Source organism: Mycobacterium sp. URHD0025 (genome assembly GCF_000426065.1).
Classification (GTDB): domain Bacteria; phylum Actinomycetota; class Actinomycetes; order Mycobacteriales; family Mycobacteriaceae; genus Mycobacterium.
In genome coordinates, this window is sequence record NZ_AUEQ01000017.1 from 1 (window position 1) to 20,197 (window position 20,197).

Sequence of the window (20,197 nt, forward strand, 5' to 3'; positions counted from 1 at the left end):
GCGATTCGGCCGGCGGCTCGGCCAAGAGCGGCCGGGACTCGATGTTCCAGGCCATCCTGCCGCTGCGCGGCAAGATCATCAACGTCGAAAAGGCCCGCATCGACCGGGTTTTGAAGAACACCGAAGTCCAGGCCATCATCACCGCCCTGGGAACCGGCATCCACGACGAGTTCGACCTCAGCAAGCTGCGGTATCACAAGATCGTGTTGATGGCCGACGCCGATGTCGACGGCCAGCACATCTCGACCCTGCTGCTGACCCTGCTGTTCCGCTTCATGAAACCGCTGGTCGAGCACGGCCACATCTTCCTGGCCCAGCCGCCGCTGTACAAGCTCAAGTGGCAGCGTCAGGAACCGGAGTTCGCCTACTCAGACCGCGAGCGGGACGGCCTGCTCGAGGCGGGCAAGGCGGCGGGCAAGCGGATCAACGTCGACGACGGGATCCAGCGCTACAAGGGTCTCGGCGAGATGGATGCCAAGGAACTGTGGGAGACCACGATGGACCCGACGGTGCGGGTATTGCGTCAGGTGACGCTTGACGATGCCGCTGCGGCCGACGAACTGTTCTCCATCCTCATGGGCGAAGACGTCGAGGCGCGGCGCAGCTTCATCACGCGCAACGCCAAAGATGTTCGCTTCCTGGACGTTTAAGACATCCACCGGCTCGATAGACAACCGAGGATCACATGACTGACACCACCCTGCCGCCCGGCGGCGAAGCCGGCGACCGCATCGAGCCGGTTGACATCCAGCACGAAATGCAGCGCAGCTACATCGATTACGCGATGAGCGTGATCGTGGGGCGGGCGCTGCCCGAGGTTCGCGACGGCCTCAAGCCGGTGCACCGCCGCGTGCTGTACGCAATGTACGACTCCGGTTTCCGGCCCGATCGCAGCCACGCGAAGTCGGCCCGCTCGGTCGCCGAGACGATGGGTAACTATCACCCGCACGGTGATTCGTCGATCTACGACACCCTGGTTCGCATGGCCCAGCCGTGGTCGCTGCGCTACCCGCTGGTCGACGGGCAGGGCAACTTCGGTTCGCCGGGTAACGACCCCGCGGCCGCCATGAGGTACACCGAGGCACGGTTGACCCCGCTGGCCATGGAAATGCTGCGTGAGATCGACGAGGAGACAGTCGATTTCATCCCGAACTACGACGGCCGGGTGCAAGAGCCCACCGTCCTGCCGAGCCGGTTCCCCAACCTGCTGGCCAACGGTTCCGGCGGCATCGCAGTCGGCATGGCCACCAACATCCCCCCGCACAACCTGCGGGAGTTGGCCGAAGCCGTGTACTGGTGCCTGGACAATCACGAGGCCGATGAAGAGACGACGCTGGCCGCGATGTGCGAACGGGTCAAGGGGCCCGACTTCCCCACCAGCGGCTTGATCGTCGGATCGCAAGGTATCCACGACGCCTATACCACGGGCCGCGGCTCGATCCGGATGCGCGGCGTGGTGGAGATCGAAGAGGACAGCCGGGGCCGTACCGGCATCGTCATCACCGAACTGCCCTACCAGGTCAACCACGACAACTTCATCACCTCGATCGCCGAGCAGGTGCGCGACGGCAAGCTGGGCGGGATCTCCAACATCGAGGACCAGTCCAGCGACCGCGTGGGTCTGCGGATCGTGGTGGAGCTCAAGCGCGATGCCGTCGCGAAGGTGGTGCTGAACAACCTCTACAAGCACACCCAGCTGCAGACGTCCTTCGGTGCCAACATGCTGTCGATCGTCGACGGTGTGCCGCGCACCTTGCGTCTGGATCAGATGATCCGGCACTACGTCACACACCAGCTCGATGTGATCGTCCGCCGGACCACCTACCGGCTCCGCAAGGCCAACGAACGCGCCCACATCCTGCGCGGTCTCGTCAAGGCGCTCGACGCACTCGATGAAGTGATCGCGTTGATCCGCGCTTCGCAAACCGTCGAGATCGCGCGCGCCGGGCTGATCGAGCTGCTCGACATCGACGAGATCCAGGCCCAGGCGATCCTGGACATGCAGCTGCGCCGGCTCGCTGCCCTGGAGCGCCAGAAGATCGTCGACGATCTGGCCAAGATCGAGGCCGAGATCGCCGACCTCGAGGACATCCTGGCCAAACCCGAACGTCAGCGGGCGATCGTCCACGACGAACTGGCCGAGATCGTCGAGAAGCACGGCGATGACCGTCGCACCCGGATCGTTCCGGCCGACGGCGACGTGAGCGACGAAGATCTGATCGCCCGCGAGGAGGTGGTGGTCACCATCACCGAGACGGGATACGCCAAGCGCACCAAGACCGACCTCTACCGCAGCCAGAAGCGCGGCGGCAAGGGCGTTCAGGGCGCGGGGCTCAAAGCCGACGACATCGTCAACCACTTCTTCGTCTGCTCGACCCACGACTGGATCCTGTTCTTCACCACGCAGGGCCGGGTGTACCGGGCCAAGGCGTACGACCTTCCGGAGGCCTCGCGGACCGCACGCGGTCAGCACGTGGCGAACTTGCTGGCATTCCAGCCGGAGGAGCGCATCGCCCAGGTGATCCAGATTCAGAGCTACGAGGATGCGCCGTACCTGGTGCTGGCGACCCGCAACGGGCTGGTCAAGAAATCCAAGCTGGTCGACTTCGACTCCAACCGTTCCGGCGGCATCGTGGCAGTCAACCTGCGCGACGGTGACGAACTGGTCGGTGCGGTGCTGTGCTCGGCGGACGACGATCTGCTGCTGGTCAGTGCGAACGGCCAATCGATCCGGTTCTCGGCGACCGATGAAGCGCTGCGGCCGATGGGCCGGGCCACCTCGGGTGTGCAGGGCATGCGGTTCAACGAGGATGACCGGCTGCTGTCCCTCAACGTGGTCCAACCGGATACATATCTGCTGGTCGCGACGGCGGGCGGCTATGCCAAGCGCACCGCGATCGACGAGTACACGGTTCAGGGCCGCGGTGGCAAAGGCATCCTGACGATCCAGTACGACCGCAAACGTGGCAGTCTGGTCGGAGCGCTGATCGTCGATGACGAGACGGAGCTGTACGCCATCACCTCCGGTGGCGGCGTGATCCGGACCGCCGCACGTCAGGTTCGCAAGGCTGGGCGCCAGACCAAGGGTGTCCGCTTGATGAACCTGGGCGACGGCGACACACTGATTGCGATTGCGCGCAACGCCGAGGAGGACTCGGATCCGGATGGTGACGAGTCCGACGAGGCATGACGCCGTCGCCGAGGCCCGACGCGGACCTCGGCCTGAGCTAAGGAGCTGTTAGGTGAGTTCACCGAGCGAGCCGGGGTACCCGCGAGCGGGCGACCGGCCCGGCAGCACCAACGGCTCGGGTACCGGGGCCTCCGGAGCCGAGAGCGGCTCGACCGCGAGCAAGTCCACCGGCGTTCAGGCACGGGCCGCGGGCGGTCAGATCACCGAGACCGGCGAGGTCCCGCCGTGGCAGCGCGGGACCGGCGGGACCGGCAGGACCACGCCGCAGCCGGCAACCGAGCCCCGCGACGAGAGCGTCCGTACGGCGGGCTCCCACTCCCCCGGTGTGGAAGCCCGACTGCAACGATTCGTCGCCGGAACGGAGAGCCAGGAGACCGAACAGCAAGCGCGCCCGGCCCGGCCGGCGTCGTCGGGTTCGTCTGGTTCGCCCGCTCCCTCGGCGTCGCGTAACGAGCCGGTGCGGTCCGAGGCCTATGCGAGCGAGATTCCGGACCTGTCCGGACCGTCGCCGCGGCCCGCGCAACGCAAGGCGTCGTCGGAAAGTCCTGCCGCCAGGTCCTCGAGCAACACTCCGACCACCCGGATCCAGGTGGCCGGCCGCACCGCGCATCAGGGCCCGGTCCGGGCCAGCATGCAGATCCGCCGGGTTGACCCGTGGACTGTGCTCAAGGTCTCACTGGTGCTGTCGGTCGTGCTGTTCTTCGTATGGATGATCGCGGTCGCTTTCCTCTACCTGGTGCTGGGTGCCATGGGCGTGTGGAGCAAGCTCAACAGCAATGTCGGGGACCTGCTGACCAGCGCCAGCGGCGCTTCGGGCGGCGAATTGGTCTCCAGCGGAACGATCTTCGGAGGGGCGGCGCTCGTCGGCCTCGTGAACATCGTGGTGTTGTGTGCGATGGCCACCATCGGTGCCTTCATCTACAACCTGACCACCGATCTGGTCGGTGGAGTCGAGGTAACGCTGGCCGACCGGGATTGATTTGGGAGTCTGAGGCCCGGTGCGGTAATCTCTGCGCTCGGTCGATCCCAATTTTCGGGCCTATAGCTCAGGCGGTTAGAGCGCTTCGCTGATAACGAAGAGGTCGGAGGTTCGAGTCCTCCTAGGCCCACGACACCCGGTGTAACCGGTGATCATCGGAAGAGGTTGCGCCATGCGTTTTGTGCTTATGGCCGGCATCGCAGCCGTGGCGGTGATCGCCTGGCGATCGCGCCACGGTGAAGAAGTTTGGCACGAGGCGGACGTAGAGCCGCCCCGGCCGAATACGGGGCCTTAGCTCAGTTGGTAGAGCGCTGCCTTTGCAAGGCAGATGTCAGGAGTTCGAATCTCCTAGGCTCCACAATTCAAAGAACGTCATGAGCGGTTCCGGTGTCAGCCACCGGGGCCGCTTTTGTTCTTCGTGATCGCGTCGCGGTCGTTTGTCGGTGTTCAGGGTTTGCCTTGTGACGGGTCGGTTTTCGGTCGAGCGTGGGCGGTGGCACCGTTTCACGTGAATCATGTTGTGACACAAACAGTTCCAGTGAGACTTCGGCAATGCCCCGAGAATTCCAGTGTCAATTGATAGCGTCGGCGTACATGAAGTGTTTGCACAAGGTAATTCCCGTCGCGGCAGCACTCGTACTCTGCAGTGCTGCATGCGGTACCGAAAGCAGCCAAAAGGCCCCCTCCGAGACCCAGACGCCGACGACCTCGTCGAGCCACGCGCCCACGGCCCCGGCGGCTCCGCAGAAGCCGGGGGCGCCTGCCACCTCGACGGTGCCGATGATGCCCAACCCCAATGGGGACGGGTCGATGGTGCCGTGTGAGGGGACCATCTGCACCAACCCGAACCACGGTGCCGGGGACAACCCGGACGAGAACGGTGGCGCGGTGATGCCCAATCCGAACGGTGACGGGTCAGACGTGCCGTGTGAGGGCACGATCTGCACGAACCCGAACCACGGTGCCGGGGACAACCCGGACGAGAACGGTGGCGCGGTGATGCCCAATCCGAACGGTGACGGGTCAGATGTCCCGTGTGAGGGCACGATCTGCACCAATCCCAATCACGGCGCGGGCGACGACGGAGACGGCTAGCGGCCGGCGTCGCTATGGCGTCAGGGCTTCGGGCTGACCTCGACGCTCGGCGGGAGTGCCGACGGCTCCGGGCGCATGGACCGTCGCACGATCGAGAACGTGACCGCTCCCCCTGCCAGAACCGCCGCGGCGACCGCGGCGATGAGCAGTGGTCGACGGCGCCGCTTCGGCTGCGGCGGCGCCGCGGCCTCCTGCAGTACCTCGGGCAGCGCTGCCACCGCCTGAGCGGCTGCGGCGAGCTGACGGCGCAGCTTGCCCGACTCGTAACGCTTGCGCAGACCGGCCGCCGCGGTGGACACGGTGTTGGCGCTGATGCCCACCACTCCGCGGGTCACGTCAACCGGACCGACTGTGCTGTATTTCAAGCCGCGGGCTAGGCGCTGACGGGGGGCCAAGCGGGTATCGACGTTCGCGGTCATCTGGCACCTTTCTGGGCACTGGCGGCGGAGGTGAGCTGTGGCCGGGTTTGTCGGCTGAGATCCAGATTGCCATCTCTTCGCGGGTCTGGGGGCGTTGGTGGGGTATCTGACGGCCACCGGCTCACGGGATGGCAGACTGGGTAGCCGTGACGAGCCCCATTCAGACCGCGACGGCGACACTGCACACCAACCGCGGCGATATCAAGATCGCACTGTTCGGAAACCACGCTCCGAAGACCGTGGCCAACTTCGTCGGCTTGGCGCAGGGCACCAAGGACTACAGCACCGAGAACGCGTCGGGCAGCACGTCCGGTCCGTTCTACGACGGGGCGGTGTTCCACCGGGTGATCGACGGCTTCATGATCCAGGGCGGCGATCCGACCGGCACGGGTCGTGGTGGCCCGGGCTACCAGTTCGCCGACGAGTTCCACCCAGAGTTGCAGTTCGACAAGCCGTACCTGCTGGCCATGGCGAACGCCGGGCCGGGCACCAACGGCTCTCAGTTCTTCATCACCGTCGGCAAGACCCCGCACCTGAACCGCAAGCACACCATTTTCGGTGAGGTTGTGGATCCCGAGTCGCAGAAGGTCGTCGACGCGATCGCGTCCACGCCCACCGATCGCTCGGACCGTCCGTCGGAACCGGTCGTGGTCGAGTCGGTCACCGTGTCATAACGGGTCAATCCCGCACATACAAATGCGCGACGCCCCCGGCCTACGGGGGCGTCGCGTGTTGTGTGGGGTCCTTTACCTCACCTGGCCGCGAAACCGGCCTCTGTGAGCGCATCCAGGACGTCGAGAGGGTCCGTTCCGAGATCCCACCGCGTCAGGACCACCAACCGGTCATCGGTGGTGTCGATCTCGAGCAATCGGACCTTGCGGGCGATCCGGCGGAACTCCGTGATGCGAATCTTCCGGATGTCATTGCGACGATAAGTCCGGGTCTGCCACCAGCCGGCGACCGTGAGACTGTCTTGGTTAATTGCCAGTTTGGGCCTTGCCCGCCACGACAATGTTGCGAACGTGAGCAATCCCACTCCAGCTATGCCGGCAAGAACACGTCCGGGTGGGTCTGTGATCAGGGTCACAGCTGCGATAGCCATCGTAACTCCGGCTATGCCGCAACCAGCGACTCCGGCGGCAGGTGGGCCCCAACAAGTTTGCTGCACGGGTTCTTCACACCCTCTTACCGCGACTAATGGAGTTATCCACAGGTGCTATCCCCAATGGGGATGAATCACAACGATGTGATTGAGCATCGCCGAGGTTGCTGAACCGGTAACGCTGAAAACGTAAGATGAATTCATTATGACGTCGTCCGGGGTCAGCGCCAGCGCATCGTGAGCAACAGCCCACTGATCATGAAGGCAAAGGCGATCGCGTAGTTCCACGGACCCAAGTCAGCCATCCATTGGAGGAAGGACGGGGTGTCGACCGGGTTGGTGGCGGCCAGCTGGAACACGAGCAGCCAAAGCAGGCCGAACAACATGAGGCCGATGAACAGCGCGACGAACCACACACTCGACGGCCCGGCTTTCACCTTGACCGGGGTCCGGCTCACCGCCTTGATGGTGAAATCGTTCTTCTTACGGACTTTGGACTTGGGCATGGGTACCTTCGCGGACAGTCGGCGTCACACGGTGCGACGATGAGGCAGGATGCCTCACGAGCCTAACGTAGCTGCACGTCGGAGAGAGACAGCGATGGACCAACAGGATCGATCCCCGTGGCGCTTCGGCGTCCCGGCTGTCTGCCTGGCCGCCGGCTTGCTGCTGGCCGCCACCCACGGCGTCTCGGGCGGCGACGAGATCCGCCGCAGCGATGCACCGCGGCTGGTCGACCTGGTCCGCGAGGCCCAGCAGTCGGTCGACAGGCTGACCGTGCAGCGCGATTCGCTGTCCACGGAGATCGACAGCCATCACGGCGGATCCCCCGAATCACACGCGGCACTCGGGGCCATCACCCGGCGCTCGGCCGAGCTGGCCGCCGACGCGGGCACAGTCCCGATGCGCGGACCCGGCCTGGTCGTGACGCTCAACGACGCCCAGCGCGACGCCCAGGGCCGCTTTCCCCGCGACGCCTCCCCCGACGATCTGGTGGTGCACCAACAGGACATCCAGGCCGTCTTGAACGCGCTGTGGAGCGCCGGTGCCGAGGGCATCCAGATGCAGGACCAGCGCATCATCGCCACCTCGGCCCCTCGCTGCGTCGGCAACACCCTGCTGCTCAACGGCCGCACCTACAGCCCGCCCTACGTGATCACCGCGATCGGCGACGCCGCCGCCATGCAGGCCGCCCTGGCGGCGGCTCCGAACGTCACGCTCTACAAGCAGTACGTGGTGCGGTTCGGATTGGGCTACGTCGAAGAACCCCGGGCCGAGGTCGAACTCGTCGGACACAACGAGCCGCTGCGGATGCGCTACGCGAAACCCGCGGGCCCCGTCGGCTATTAATCCCGTTTCGTGGGGCCGGTAACCTGAGTCGATGCGGGTTCTGGTCGTCGACAACTATGACAGCTTCGTCTTCAACCTGGTCCAGTATCTGGGTCAGCTCGGGGTGGACGCGCAGGTGTGGCGTAACGACGACGACCGCCTGGCCACCGAGGCCGACCTCGCCACGGTGGCAGCCGACTTCGACGGCGTCCTGCTGAGTCCGGGCCCCGGCACCCCGGAACGAGCCGGGGCCACGATCCCGCTGGTGCGCGCCTGCGCCGCGGCCGGTACTCCCCTGCTGGGCGTATGCCTCGGCCACCAGGCCATCGGCGTGGCCTTCGGCGGCACCGTCGACCGCGCACCTGAACTGCTGCACGGCAAGACGAGCGTCGTGCATCACGCCGATGCCGGAGTGCTCAAAGGACTTCCGGATCCGTTCACCGCGACTCGCTACCACTCTCTGACGATCCTGCCCGAGACCGTGCCCGACGAGCTCGAGGTCATCGGCCAGACCGACGGCGGTGTCATCATGGCCGTGCGTCATCGGGAGCTGCCCATCCACGGCGTGCAATTCCACCCCGAGTCGATCCTCACCCAGGGCGGGCACCGCATGCTGGCCAACTGGCTGGGCGTGTGCGGTGCCGCTCCCGAGGAACACCTGGTGGCCACCCTCGAAGCCGAGGTGGCCCGCGCCGTAGCGGCGGCTACGACGCGAAGCTCAGCGTGATCCGCGCGTCGCGGTTCACCCCGGTGCCGGCAGGCGGACTCTGGGTGACCACGGCGTTGGTGCGCTGACCGCTGTCGCGCACGTCCGCCCCCTTGTCCAGGACACCCGTCCAGCCGAGCGCGCTCAGGCGCTGGTAGGCGTCATCCCAGAACTGCCCGACCAGGTTGGGCATGACGAACTGGTTGCCCCTCGAGACGTGGATCTGGATCGGGGTGTCCTTGGGCACCGACGTACCGGCGGTCGGCTCGGTATCCACCACCTGACCCGCCGGTGCGGTGTTGTCGACCTCGATCACCACGGTATTGGTGAATCCCGACGCGGTGAGGATCTGCTTGCACACATCGGCGCTCTGGCCCTTGCAATCCGGCACCACGGTGTCTTCCGGACCCGAACCCACCACGAGCGTGACCTCGTAGATGATCCCCGCGGTCTGATTGGCCGGCGGGTTGGTGGCCAGCACCCGGCCCTTCTGCTCGGGCGTCGACGGGCTCGTGGACTCCTTGACCTTCTCGAACCCGGCGTCCTTGAGCTTCTGCCTGGCCTGAGAAGGCGTCAGGCCCGCGACGTCGGGGATGAGTTTCTGTTCCGGTCCCCGGGAGACGTTCACGGTGATCTCGTCGCCGGCTGCCACCATGCTGTTGGCCGCCGGATCGGTGCCGATCACGATCTCCGGCGGAACCTTGTTGTCTTCTTTGCCCTCGGTGCGCGTCTTGAAGCCCCGGTTCTGCAGCGCGGCGACGGCGTCGGCCGAACGCTGACCACTCACGTCCGGCACCTGGACGTCACGGGACTTGCCGTCGAACATGTTGATCGCCACCGTCACCACCACGGTCAACACCGCCAGCACCGCGACCGCGATCAACCAGCGCGCCACCGAGGCGTTGCGGTCGGCCGGGCGGGGCACCACCAGGTTCTGCGTGGGCGCGGGACCACCCTGGGTCAGCATCGGTCCGGAGTTCATCATCGAGGTCCGCTCGGACTCGGTGAACACCTTGGGCGCCTCGGGAGCCTCACCGCTGTGCACCCGGATCAGATCCGTGCGCATCTCCGCGGCGGTCTGGTAGCGGTTGTCCGGGTTCTTCGCCAGCGCCTTCAGCACCACCGCATCGAGCTCCGGGGAGATGCCGGTGTGCCGTTGCGACGGCGGGACCGGATCCTCGCGGACATGCTGATAGGCCACCGCCACCGGTGAGTCGCCGATGAAAGGTGGTTCCCCCGTGAGGATTTCGTAGAGCACGCAGCCCAACGAATAGACGTCGGAGCGGGCGTCGACGGTCTCACCGCGGGCCTGCTCGGGTGAGAGGTATTGCGCGGTGCCGATCACCGCAGCGGTTTGCGTGACGCTGTTGCCGGTATCGGCCAGGGCGCGCGCGATACCGAAGTCCATCACCTTCACAGCGTTGTTCTTGCTGATCATGATGTTGGCCGGCTTCACGTCCCGGTGCACGATGCCGTGCTGGTGGCTGAAGTTCAGGGCCTGGCAGGCGTCGGCGATGATCTCGATCGCGCGCTTCGGTGGGATCGGACCCTCGGTGTGCACGATGTCGCGCAGCGTCACACCGTCCACGTATTCCATGACGATGTAGGGCAGTGGCCCATTGGGAGTTTCGGCCTCGCCGGTGTCGTACACCGCCACGATCGCGGGATGGTTCAGTGCGGCCGCGTTCTGCGCTTCGCGGCGGAACCGCAGATAGAAGCTGGGATCGCGGGCCAGATCGGCGCGCAGCACCTTGACCGCGACATCACGGTGCAGCCGAGTGTCGCGGGCGATGTGAACTTCGGACATGCCGCCGAAGCCGAGGATTTCACCGAGTTCATATCGGTCGGAGAGGTGCTGAGGCGTCGTCATCGCAGTATCTGTTCCGGTGCCCGCGATGCGGCCGGAGCGTCAGCCCCGGCTTCTCTGGGCACGATCACGTGGAAGGCCAGGGCCGGCAACGCTGCCGGCGTCTGGTACGGGGTCGTCTGGGTCACCGTGTCGGTGACCGTAGGCGGTGGTGACTGCTGCTGATCCTTGCGGTCCTGCGCATTGAGCACGATCAGGATGGCGATCACGATGGCCAGCGCACCGAGTACGCCGGCGGCCCACAGCAGGGCCCGCTGACCCGACGAGAACGTGCGCCGTGCCGGCGGCGCGGGCCGGTGTGCGGCCGTGGTCGGTCTTGCCCGGGTGGCCGTCACCGGTGTGCGGCCCGAGAGGTCGGCCGCGGCGCGCGCTTGTGCGGCCGAAGGCACCGCGGCGGGAGCAGCTCGGCCCAGCGTCGGAGCCTGATTGGGACGTGGTGGACGGCGGCCTGAGCGCACCGCGGCGACCGCGTCGGCGAACGGGCCGCCCGACTTGTAACGCATCCCCGGGTTCTTCACCAGGGTGATCTCGATCAGCTCGCGGACGTTCGGCGGCAGATCGGCGGGCAACGGGGGCGGCGTCTCTTTGATGTGCTTCATGGCCACCGTCAGCGCACCATCGCCGGTGAACGGGCGCTTGCCCGAAACCGATTCGTAGCCAACGACTCCCAGTGAATACACGTCACTGGCCGCGGTGGCGTCATGGCCGAGGGCCTGCTCGGGGGCGATGTACTGGGCGGTGCCCATCACCATGCCGGTCTGGGTGACCGGGGCGGCGTCGACGGCCTTGGCGATACCGAAATCGGTCAGCTTCACCTGGCCGGTCGGGGTGATCAGGATGTTGCCGGGTTTCACGTCGCGGTGCACCAGACCCGCGGTGTGGGCGACCTGCAGCGCCCGCCCGGTCTGCTCGAGCATGTCCAGGGCGTGGCGCAACGACAGCCGGCCCGTGCGCTTGAGCACCGAGTTCAACGGCTCGCCGTTGATCAACTCCATCACCAGATACGCAGTACGGCCCGCGTCGTCCAACTCCGTCTCGCCATAGTCGTACACACTGGCGATGCCGGGGTGGTTGAGCATGGCCACGGTGCGGGCCTCGGCCCGGAATCGCTCGACGAACTCGGCGTCGGTGGAGAACTCGGCCTTGAGTACCTTGACCGCGACCCGTCGGCCCAGCCGCGAGTCGACGGCCTCCCAGACCTGGCCCATGCCGCCGGTGGCGATCAGGCGCTGCAGCCGGTACCGCCCGGAGAGCGTGACTCCAACCCGCGGACTCATGCGTCCACCTCGCAAGCTCGGTTGACGCATTCCGAGACGATGATTCGCTCGCAAGCGTCGCTCATGAATCCTCCCGCAGCGCCGCCGCGATGGTGGCGCGTCCGATCGGGGCGGCGAGTGCGCCGCCGGTGGCCGACAACCGGTCCCCGCCGTCCTCGATCAACACCGAGACCGCGACCTTGGGGTCGCTGGCCGGTGCGAATGCGATATACCAGGCATGCGGCGGAGTGTTACGGGGATCCGTCCCGTGCTCTGCCGTACCGGTCTTCGAAGCGATCTGCACGCCGGCGATGGCTCCCTTCTGCTGAGTCACCTGCTCGGCGGCGACCATCAAGTCCGTAAGTGTAGCTGCGACCTGGGGTGACACCGCCCGGCGCTCTTGGGCGGGCGCGGTGGTGGCGATCGTGGTCAGGTCGGGTCCTTTTAGGCTATCCACAAGATACGGGCGCATGGCTATGCCGTCATTCGCGATGGTCGCAGCCACCTGCGCGTTCTGCAGCGGCGTCAATGCGACATCGCGCTGTCCGATGCTGGACATGCCGAGCGCCGCGCCGTCGGAGATGGGTCCGGTGGTGGATTCGGCCACCTGCAGCGGGATGGCCGGCGGAGGTGAGTCGAGCCCGAACGCCTGGGCGGTGGCCTTGAGCTTGTCGGCACCCGTCTTGATGCCCAGCTCGACGAACGCGGTGTTGCACGACTTGGCGAACGCCTCCCGCAGCGAGGCTGTGGGGCCGGGCCCGCACGACGCCCCGCCGAAGTTCTCCAGCGTGGCGGTGCTGTCGGGCAGCGGAATCCTCGACGCCGCGGTGAGCTGGGTGTCCGGGGTGCTGCCGGCCTGCAGCGCGGCGGCGGTGGTGATCACCTTGAACGTCGAGCCGGGCGGGTAGGTCTCCGAGATGGCGCGGTTGAGCAAGGGCGACTCGTCGTTGTCGCGCAGCTGCTGCCAGGTCTGGCTCTGGGCGTTCAGATCGTGGGTGGCGAGCTGGTTGGGGTCGTACGACGGGGACGACGCCATGGCCAGGATCTTGCCGGTCGAGGGCTCAAGGGCCACCACCGAGCCCTTGCAGGGGCCGTCGCAGCCGTGCTGCAGCGCATCCCAGGCGGCCTGCTGGACCTGAGGTTTGATCGTGGTGTCGACGTTCCCCCCGCGGGGGTCACGGCCGGTGAAGAAATCGGCCAGCCGGCGCCCGAACAGCCGTTCATCGGAGCCGTTGAGGATGGTGTCCTCGGCCCGCTCCAGCCCGGTGCTCGAATAACCGAGGGAGTAGAAGCCCGTCACCGGGGCGTAGGCCTCGGGATTGGGGTAGGTCCGCAGGAACCGGAACCGGCCGTCGGTCGCCACCGAATAGGCCAGCAGCTGGCCGCCCGCGGTGATCTGGCCCCGCTGGCGCGAGTACTCGTCGAGCAGGACCCGCTGATTGCGCGGGTCGGCGCGTAACCCGTCGGCGACGAAGACCTGGGTGATGGTGGCATTGGCCAACAGCAGCACGATCAGCACCATGATCGTGACTGCCACCCGGCGCAGGGAGGTGTTCATACCTTCTCGATCACCTCGGTGCTGGCCGCGGCGATGGGTGTGGGGTTCGGCGTCGGCGTGGTGGTGATGGGCCGGCGCGCGGAATGTGAGATGCGCACCAGGATGGCCAGCAGGATGTAGTTGGCCAGCAGCGACGAGCCGCCGTACGACATCCACGGGGTGGTCAGGCCGGTCAACGGGATCAGTTTGGTGACTCCGCCGACGACGATGAACAACTGAATGGCCAGCGTCGAGGCCAGCCCGGCGGCCAAGAGCTTGCCGAAGCTGTCGCGTACCGCGATGGCCGTACGCATGCCGCGGATGATCAGGATCGTGTAGAGCATGAGAACGCCTGCCAGCCCGACCAATCCGAGCTCCTCGCCGATCGCGGCGATGATGAAATCGGTGGCGGCTGCGGGCACGGTCCCGGGCTGTCCGTTGCCCAGACCGGTGCCGAAGATGCCGCCCGTGGCGAAGCTGAACAGGGACTGCACCATCTGGTAACCGGCACCGTCAGGATCGGCGAACGGGTCCAGCCAGTTCTCCACCCGCACCCTGACGTGGCCGAAAACCTGATATGCCACAACGCTTCCCGCGGCGAACAGGGCAAGCCCGAGCACCACCCAGCTGAGCCGCTCGGTCGCGATGTAGACCAGCACCAGAAATGATGCGTACAGCAGAAGTGAAGTGCCCAAATCCTTTTCGAAAACCATCACGCCCACCGAGGCGGCCCAGGCCAGCAGCAGCGGAGCCAGGTCGCGAGGCCGCGGCAGGTCGAGTCCGAGGAAGTGTTTACCCGCACTGGTGAACAGATCGCGCTTGGCCACCAGCACCGCGGCGAAGAAGATCAGCAGCAGGATCTTGGAGAACTCGGCGGGCTGAATCGAGAAGCCCGGGAACTGGATCCAGATCTTGGCGCCGTACTGCTCGGAGTACTTCGTCGGGAGCAACGCCGGAATGACAAGCAGCACAAGGCCGCTCAACGCGCAGATATATCCGTACCGGGCCAGCATGCGGTGATCGGTCAGCAGCGCCACCACGACGGAGAACCCGATGACACCGACCAGCGTCCACATCATCTGCTGATTGGCGCTGCCGCCGAGCCCGTCGGAGGTCAGCTCGCCCTTGGCCAGGTCCAACCGGTGGATCATCACCAGGCCCAGCCCGTTGAGCAGTGCCACGACCGGCAGCAGCAGCGGGTCGGCGTAGGGCGCGAACCGTCGCACGGCCAGGTGCGCGGCGCCCATCAGGACGATGAACGTGATGACGTGGCGAGCCAGGTCCCAGCTCAGCCCTTGTTCCTGGTTGGCCTCCACGATCAGCAGCGCGACCATGGTGATCAAGGCCGCGAACCCCAGAAGCAGCAGTTCCGCATTGCGCCGATTGGGTAGCGGCGGCACGACGGTAACCGGTGACTGGGGTTGAGTCGTCATGACACAGCTCTGCAGTTCGTCCCCGGTTCGGGTGGTGGAGGAGGCAGTGCGGTCACAGTCGGCGGTGCCGGGGTCGGGGCAGGCGCGGTTCCGGGAGCGCCGGGAACCGGTGTTTCAGGCGCGGGCGTCTCGGGGGCCGGCGGCTCCGCGCTGGGCGTCGGGGCCGGCGTCGGCGTCACACCGGACGACGGTGATGGTGACGGGCCGGGTGTCGGGGCGGGCTTCGACGTCGTGGCCGGGGTGCGCGGCGCGCAGACCGGGAGGACGGAGCCGCGGGCCAGTTTGGTGATCTGCTCGATGGCCTCGTCCTGGCTCCCGCCGATCAGACCGGCCTTCACCGAGGCCCGTTCCGAGGGACGCAGATCATCGATCGCCATCAACCGGCAGTCACGGTTGGCCTGACTGTCGTCGGCGCTGATGAGCGACAGGTCGTTGCGGGCGTTGAGACAACCCAGACGGTAGGGCTCCTGCAGCGAGATGCCCAGAAAAGAGCCCTGTACGCCCCGCATGATCGACACGGTGCCCTCGTGCTCGGCCACGTAATAGTTGTTGCGGATGATCTCCCGGCCGATCGCCAGCCCCCCGATGAGCACCAGCACCAGCAGCACCGCGGCGATCAGGATCCGCCGACGAGATCGTGGCCGGCGCTCCGGCTCGGACGGCTGTGGAACCACCCGCTTGGGTTCATTACGGCGGGGATTGAACGCCGAGGCCCGTCCGGCGGCCGTATCCGGCGGCACACTCTGATCGTCGTCTCCCGATACGGCACCGGCCAGGATCGGCTGCGTCTGCCCGTAGTCGTAGTCGACGACGTCGGCCACCACCACGGTGACGTTGTCCGGGCCGCCCCCGCGCAGCGCCAACTCGATCAGCCGATCGGCGCTCTCGGCGACATCCTCGATCTGCAACGCCTCGTGGATGGTCTCGTGGCTGACCGGATCGGACAGACCGTCCGAGCAGAGCAGGTAGCGATCACCGGCTTTGGCCTCGCGCATGATCAAGGTCGGCTCGACCTCGTGCCCGGTCAGCGCCCGCATGATCAGTGAGCGCTGCGGATGGCTGTGGGCCTCCTCGGCGGTGATGCGGCCCTCGTCCACCAGCGTCTGGACGAACGTGTCGTCCTTGGTGATCTGTGTCAGCTCGCCGTCGCGCAGAAGGTAGCCGCGCGAATCGCCGATGTGGACCAGGCCGAGCCGGTTGCCCGCGAACAGGATCGCGGTGAGCGTCGTGCCCATGCCTTCCAGTTCGGGGTCGGCCTCCACATGGGCCGCGATCGCGGCATTGCCTTGGCCGACTGCGGCATTGAGCTTGCTGAGCAGATCGCCGCCGGGCTCGTCGTCGTCGAGATGAGCCAGCGCCGCGATCACCAGCTGCGAGGCCACCTCACCAGCGGCGTGGCCGCCCATTCCGTCGGCCAGCGCCAGCAACCGCGCCCCGGCATAGACCGAGTCCTCATTGTTGGCGCGAACCAGCCCGCGATCACTGCGCGCGGCATATCGGAGAACGAGGGTCATGGTGTGTCTCGTGCTCCTCGCGTGCGCGGTATCGATCTTGCTCCTCGCGTGCGCAGTGTCTTATCTGCTCCTCGCGTGCGCGGCGTCACGGACGCAACTCGATTACCGTCTTACCGATTCGAACCGGTGTTCCGATCGAAACCCTTACCGCTGTTGTCACCTTCGCCCTGTCAAGGTATGTGCCGTTGGTCGATCCTAGGTCCTCCACGTACCACTCCGAACCTCGTGGCGAGAGCCGGGCGTGGCGCGTCGAAGCGTAATCATCGGTGAGCACAAGAGTGGAGTCGTCGGCACGGCCGATCAACACCGGCTGTGCACCCAGCGTGATGCGGGTTCCGGCCAGTGCGCCCTCGGTGACCACCAATTGCCGCGCGATATGGCGTCGGTCCCGGCTCGGCAGCAGGGAACCGCGGAGAGCCAAACCTCGGCGGACCATCACCGCGCCCGTCGGCGCATAGATATCGGTCCGCAGGATGCGCAGCACCGACCAGATGAACAGCCACAGCAGCAGGAGGAATCCGACACGTGTCAGTTGCAGCACTAACCCCTGCATCTGACGTCCTCTCCGTATCCGCCCCAGTGGTATCGCTCAGCTACCGTCGGCAACGTCACGATACTTGGACGGCGATAGCCGTGAGGGCGAAGCGGGGTGCTTGCCACTCAGGTGTGTCCGGTCTCAGACGCTCAGTGCACGCGCACGATGATCTCGGAATGGCCCAGCCGGATCACGTCGCCGTCGGCCAGCTGCCACTCCTGCACCGGTGCGTTGTTCACCGTGGTGCCGTTGGTGGAGTTGAGATCTGACAGCAACGCGACCTGCCCGTCCCAGCGGATCTCCAGATGCCGGCGAGAGACACCGGTGTCGGGGAGCCGGAACTGGGCGTCCTGACCGCGGCCGATCACATTGGCGCCTTCGCGCAGCTGGTACGTGCGGCCACTACCGTCGTCGAGCTGGAGGGTGACCGCGGCGCCGCCGGCGGCATAGTCGCCACCGCCGTAGCCGCCCTGCGGCGCCCCGTAACCGGGCTGGCCGCCCTGCGGTGCGCCGTACTCGCCGCCGCCGTAGCCGGCCGGCTCGCCATACCCGGGCTCGCCGTAGCCCTGCTCGGGATAGCCGCCCTGCTGGGGCTCGGCATAGCCACGGCCATAATCCTGCTGCTGGCCGTACTCCTGGCGCCCGTAAGGCTGCGGCGGGCCGCCGTATCCACCCTGCTCCGGGTAGCCGCCGCCCTGGCGCGGGTCCTGGCGTCCGTAGTCGTACTCGCCGCCGCCGTAACCGGGCTGGCCGCCCGGTGCGGGCTGGCCGTAACCACCGCCCTGCGGGCCACCGTAGCCACGGTCATAACCGCCGCCCGGCGGACCGCCGTGACCGGCAGGCGGACGCTGCTGCTCGTACGACTGCGGGGGGTAGCCACCCTGGTCCGGGTAGCCGCCCTGATCGGGGTAGCCACCCTGGTCCGGATAACCGCCCTGATCCGGATAACCACCCCGCTCGGCGGGGTACCCACCACGCGGCGGCGGCGGGGGCGGATAGCCACCCGGCTCCTGCGGGGGGTAGCCGCCCTGCTCCGGCGGATACTGGCCGGCGCGGGGGTCATCCTGCGGATGGCCGTAGCGCTCGTCGTAATACTCGTCGCCGGGCCGCCCTTGTCCCTGGCCGCCGCGGTAATTCGGGTTATCGGTCATAGGTGGTTCTCCTGATTCTGCGGTGAACGCATGGTCGCCGTGGGCTCGCGCGGATTCGCCAGCGGTCGAATCGGGGTTGACCGCGCCGTGTGCGCGGAACTGTCCGGTGTGCAAGTTAGGTGATTGCTCGAATCTAACGACCACATCACCATACGTTTGCCACCCCTGATCACGAATGAATCCCCCCAGATGTTTGGCGAACGCGGTCGAGGTCAGGTCAGTATCGGCGCTTACTTTCTGATAGTCAGTGCCACTGAGGGTAATTCTGTAGTCGTTCGGTGCCAAAACTTGTCCACCGGCCACGGTACGGGCTCGGGACTCGGCTTCCCGGCACAACGCTGTCTCTACTTCCTGGGGCACTATCGAGCCGCCGAAGACCCGGGCGAACGCGTCGCCGACGGTCGATTCGAGTTTGCGTTCGATGCGGTCGACCAGACCCATGTCACCGCCCGCCTTTTCTCGTTGTCGTACGTCGTCTCGTCACGGTCACCCGTGCTCCCGCGTGTCGCTCTGGCCACACTGCTCACAAGCATGGTATCGGCCTGGTGCCGTAATGCGGGACCAACAGAACTCTGAGAATCCGATCGATGCAGGTCAGTGACCTGATCTAGATGAGGTTAAGGATTTCCTGACAACCAGACAGGCCCTTGGCGGCCCGCTGATCGGGCGGTTTGGGAACGGTGCGCTCGCAGTGTTACGCTGCCTCGGTCATTCGGGCGAGTGGCGGAATGGCAGACGCGCTGGCTTCAGGTGCCAGTGTCCTTCGGGACGTGGGGGTTCAAGTCCCCCTTCGCCCACAGCGAGCGGTTCTAGGAACCGCAGGCACAAAGGCCGCGAACTCCAACGAGTTCGCGGCCTTTGTCTTTGAGCGGACATCGGGAGCGAAATCCCACACATACCTCGGTGACCGTCGGATTCCCGCGGACACCCAGATAGCGCGTCGTGTCATCGCGCCGGCTGCCACATCATCGGGATTTGAGTGTGCAATAGGCGACGTCAACGTGCTTTCACCCTTCCGAGAAACACGACGGCTTTTATTCGCCGGCCATAAGGTGCCGCATATTGGACTGGCCTGGTCCGCTCAGAATCAGGTCAAAAGATCCCACGCGCTTAATGGAGTAGATAATGAGCCGACCAGGCACGAAGATGAACTCGGAATCTCCCAATGTCTCGTGAATCGAGCGCGCTGTACGTCGCCATGAACGGAACTCGACGATGTCGGCGGGCGCCGCAAAACACATATTGGCCAACCCGAGAAATCACGCACCCGGTGCGCTTTCCATGACCGCAGACGCCCTCCGCACACAAAGATGCTGTTACGCCAGAGCTTGAGCAAGAAAGGCGAGGCAATACAGCGGGAACTATCGCAATTAACTGGCAGAATGAGAAACCAGTCGTAGCGAAGCGATCGTCTTGTTCGTATCTACCGCGATGCGATCGCGCGGCCTGGCAACACTGGTCGAGCCTGGACAATGAGCGAGCCGGTCGAGCGAATTGAATGGGATGTACCGAAACTCGCCCGCGGTGGAACAGACTGCGGCGGCCTGGGTACCTTCGTGGCCGGTCATACCTCAATTCACATAGTCGCCATGTCGGCTGATAGTGCCGAGGCTCGGGAAGTCTCGATCTAACCGAACCCACGCTCGCCGTCGGAGATACCCGTTGGATCGTCGGCCACCGTTTGCGTGGCGCTGCCCGGTGCACGGCGTGCGAAGTCCGCTGAGCCGGCAGTCGCCAAGGCGTACGTCCCGGGTCGGCGACGATCCCGCGGCGGCGGTGACGGAGGCTTTCCATCCCGATCTCTGTCCTTGCAGCAACCACTCGACCTTCGGATCCGTGTTCGCCAGAAACGACCCCCGGCGGAACTAGCCCGCGGTCGTAGGGCCTGGCGGGAGGAAGTAACGATTTTGCCCAATGCGCGCCGGCCGAAAATGGGAAACACGCCGACAATTTTGAATCGAATTCGCACGCATATTGACGCCCGCGTACGGCTATAGAGTTCCGTGTGAAGCTGCGAGGAACAGGCTGATGAGCCGAAGCAGGACATGGTTTACTCTTCAACGACCAAGCTGGCTCCGTGAGGC

The 20,197-nt window shown here is 66.0% G+C and carries 16 protein-coding genes, 3 tRNA genes and 1 pseudogene; 10 read left to right on the forward strand and 10 right to left on the reverse strand.

All coding sequences use genetic code 11. From position 1 onward, the window contains the following. From H977_RS0125175 to H977_RS36265, 6 genes and pseudogenes are all read left to right on the forward strand, one after another. A partial coding sequence (locus H977_RS0125175) for a toprim domain-containing protein (protein WP_029110459.1) occupies positions 1–650 on the forward strand: 650 nt, incomplete at its 5' end. A gap of 35 nt (positions 651–685) precedes the next feature. Then, on the forward strand, positions 686–3,190 hold the full coding sequence (gene gyrA, locus H977_RS0125180; protein WP_029110460.1) for a DNA gyrase subunit A: 2,505 nt from the start codon (positions 686–688) through the stop codon (positions 3,188–3,190). Between the two features lie 52 nt (positions 3,191–3,242). Next, positions 3,243–4,169: a DUF3566 domain-containing protein gene (locus H977_RS0125185; RefSeq protein WP_029110461.1), complete on the forward strand. Its 927-nt coding sequence runs from the start codon at positions 3,243–3,245 to the stop codon at positions 4,167–4,169. Between the two features lie 56 nt (positions 4,170–4,225). Continuing rightward, positions 4,226–4,299 (forward strand) — tRNA-Ile (locus H977_RS0125190). Positions 4,300–4,454: 155 nt separating this feature from the next. Further along, positions 4,455–4,527 (forward strand) — tRNA-Ala (locus tag H977_RS0125195). A 539-nt stretch (positions 4,528–5,066) separates the two neighbouring features. After that, positions 5,067–5,264 (forward strand): annotated as a pseudogene (locus H977_RS36265) (hypothetical protein); the annotation flags it as partial. 20 nt (positions 5,265–5,284) lie between these two features. Here H977_RS36265 and cwsA read toward each other — a convergent pair. Further along, complete coding sequence (gene cwsA, locus H977_RS0125210) at positions 5,285–5,683, reverse strand: cell wall synthesis protein CwsA (RefSeq protein ID WP_029110464.1); 399 nt, start codon at positions 5,681–5,683, stop codon at positions 5,285–5,287. 128 nt (positions 5,684–5,811) lie between these two features. Between cwsA and H977_RS0125215 the strand changes: the two genes are divergently transcribed. After that, a complete protein-coding gene (locus H977_RS0125215) occupies positions 5,812–6,357 on the forward strand; it encodes a peptidylprolyl isomerase (RefSeq protein WP_081681845.1) in 546 nt (181 codons plus the stop codon). Positions 6,358–6,434: 77 nt separating this feature from the next. Here H977_RS0125215 and H977_RS0125220 read toward each other — a convergent pair whose 3' ends face one another. Then, on the reverse strand, positions 6,435–6,851 hold the full coding sequence (locus H977_RS0125220) for a PH domain-containing protein (RefSeq protein WP_029110466.1): 417 nt from the start codon (positions 6,849–6,851) through the stop codon (positions 6,435–6,437). Positions 6,852–7,006: 155 nt separating this feature from the next. Beyond that, on the reverse strand, positions 7,007–7,291 hold the full coding sequence (gene crgA, locus H977_RS0125225) for a cell division protein CrgA (RefSeq protein ID WP_029110467.1): 285 nt from the start codon (positions 7,289–7,291) through the stop codon (positions 7,007–7,009). A 94-nt stretch (positions 7,292–7,385) separates the two neighbouring features. Here crgA and H977_RS0125230 point away from each other — a divergent pair, with 94 nt between their 5' ends. Together H977_RS0125230 and H977_RS0125235 are read left to right on the forward strand one after the other, a co-directional pair. Further along, positions 7,386–8,135: a DUF881 domain-containing protein gene (locus H977_RS0125230; RefSeq protein ID WP_029110468.1), complete on the forward strand. Its 750-nt coding sequence runs from the start codon at positions 7,386–7,388 to the stop codon at positions 8,133–8,135. 31 nt (positions 8,136–8,166) lie between these two features. Beyond that, on the forward strand, positions 8,167–8,841 hold the full coding sequence (locus tag H977_RS0125235) for an aminodeoxychorismate/anthranilate synthase component II (RefSeq protein ID WP_029110469.1): 675 nt from the start codon (positions 8,167–8,169) through the stop codon (positions 8,839–8,841). Here H977_RS0125235 and pknB read toward each other — a convergent pair. From pknB to H977_RS0125270, 7 genes are all read right to left on the reverse strand, one after another. After that, positions 8,819–10,690 carry a Stk1 family PASTA domain-containing Ser/Thr kinase gene (gene pknB / locus H977_RS0125240; RefSeq protein ID WP_029110470.1) on the reverse strand — a complete coding sequence of 624 codons (1,872 nt, stop codon included), beginning with the start codon at positions 10,688–10,690 and terminating at the stop codon, positions 8,819–8,821. The genes H977_RS0125235 and pknB overlap by 23 nt on opposite strands. Continuing rightward, positions 10,687–11,964: a protein kinase domain-containing protein gene (locus tag H977_RS0125245; protein ID WP_029110471.1), complete on the reverse strand. Its 1,278-nt coding sequence runs from the start codon at positions 11,962–11,964 to the stop codon at positions 10,687–10,689. Before H977_RS0125245 ends, pknB begins: the two co-directional genes overlap by 4 nt. Before the next feature lie 61 nt (positions 11,965–12,025). Beyond that, the gene (gene pbpA / locus H977_RS0125250; RefSeq protein ID WP_029110472.1) at positions 12,026–13,501 is read right to left on the reverse strand and encodes a D,D-transpeptidase PbpA; all 1,476 of its coding nucleotides are present in this window, start codon (positions 13,499–13,501) and stop codon (positions 12,026–12,028) included. After that, entirely contained in the window at positions 13,498–14,913 is a 1,416-nt protein-coding gene (locus H977_RS0125255) for an FtsW/RodA/SpoVE family cell cycle protein (protein WP_029110473.1), read from the reverse strand. The genes pbpA and H977_RS0125255 overlap by 4 nt, the downstream gene beginning before the upstream one ends. Then, positions 14,910–16,427: a PP2C family protein-serine/threonine phosphatase gene (locus H977_RS0125260; RefSeq protein ID WP_029110474.1), complete on the reverse strand. Its 1,518-nt coding sequence runs from the start codon at positions 16,425–16,427 to the stop codon at positions 14,910–14,912. The genes H977_RS0125255 and H977_RS0125260 overlap by 4 nt, the downstream gene beginning before the upstream one ends. 85 nt (positions 16,428–16,512) lie before the next feature. Beyond that, the gene (locus tag H977_RS0125265; RefSeq protein WP_029110475.1) at positions 16,513–16,980 is read right to left on the reverse strand and encodes an FHA domain-containing protein FhaB/FipA; all 468 of its coding nucleotides are present in this window, start codon (positions 16,978–16,980) and stop codon (positions 16,513–16,515) included. A 131-nt stretch (positions 16,981–17,111) separates the two neighbouring features. Continuing rightward, positions 17,112–18,554, reverse strand: a complete 1,443-nt coding sequence (locus H977_RS0125270) for an FHA domain-containing protein (RefSeq protein WP_029110476.1) — start codon at positions 18,552–18,554, stop codon at positions 17,112–17,114. 273 nt (positions 18,555–18,827) lie between these two features. Between H977_RS0125270 and H977_RS0125275 the strand changes: the two genes are divergently transcribed. Continuing rightward, positions 18,828–18,910: transfer RNA gene (locus H977_RS0125275), tRNA-Leu, on the forward strand. The last annotated feature ends 1,287 nt before the right edge of the window (positions 18,911–20,197 follow it).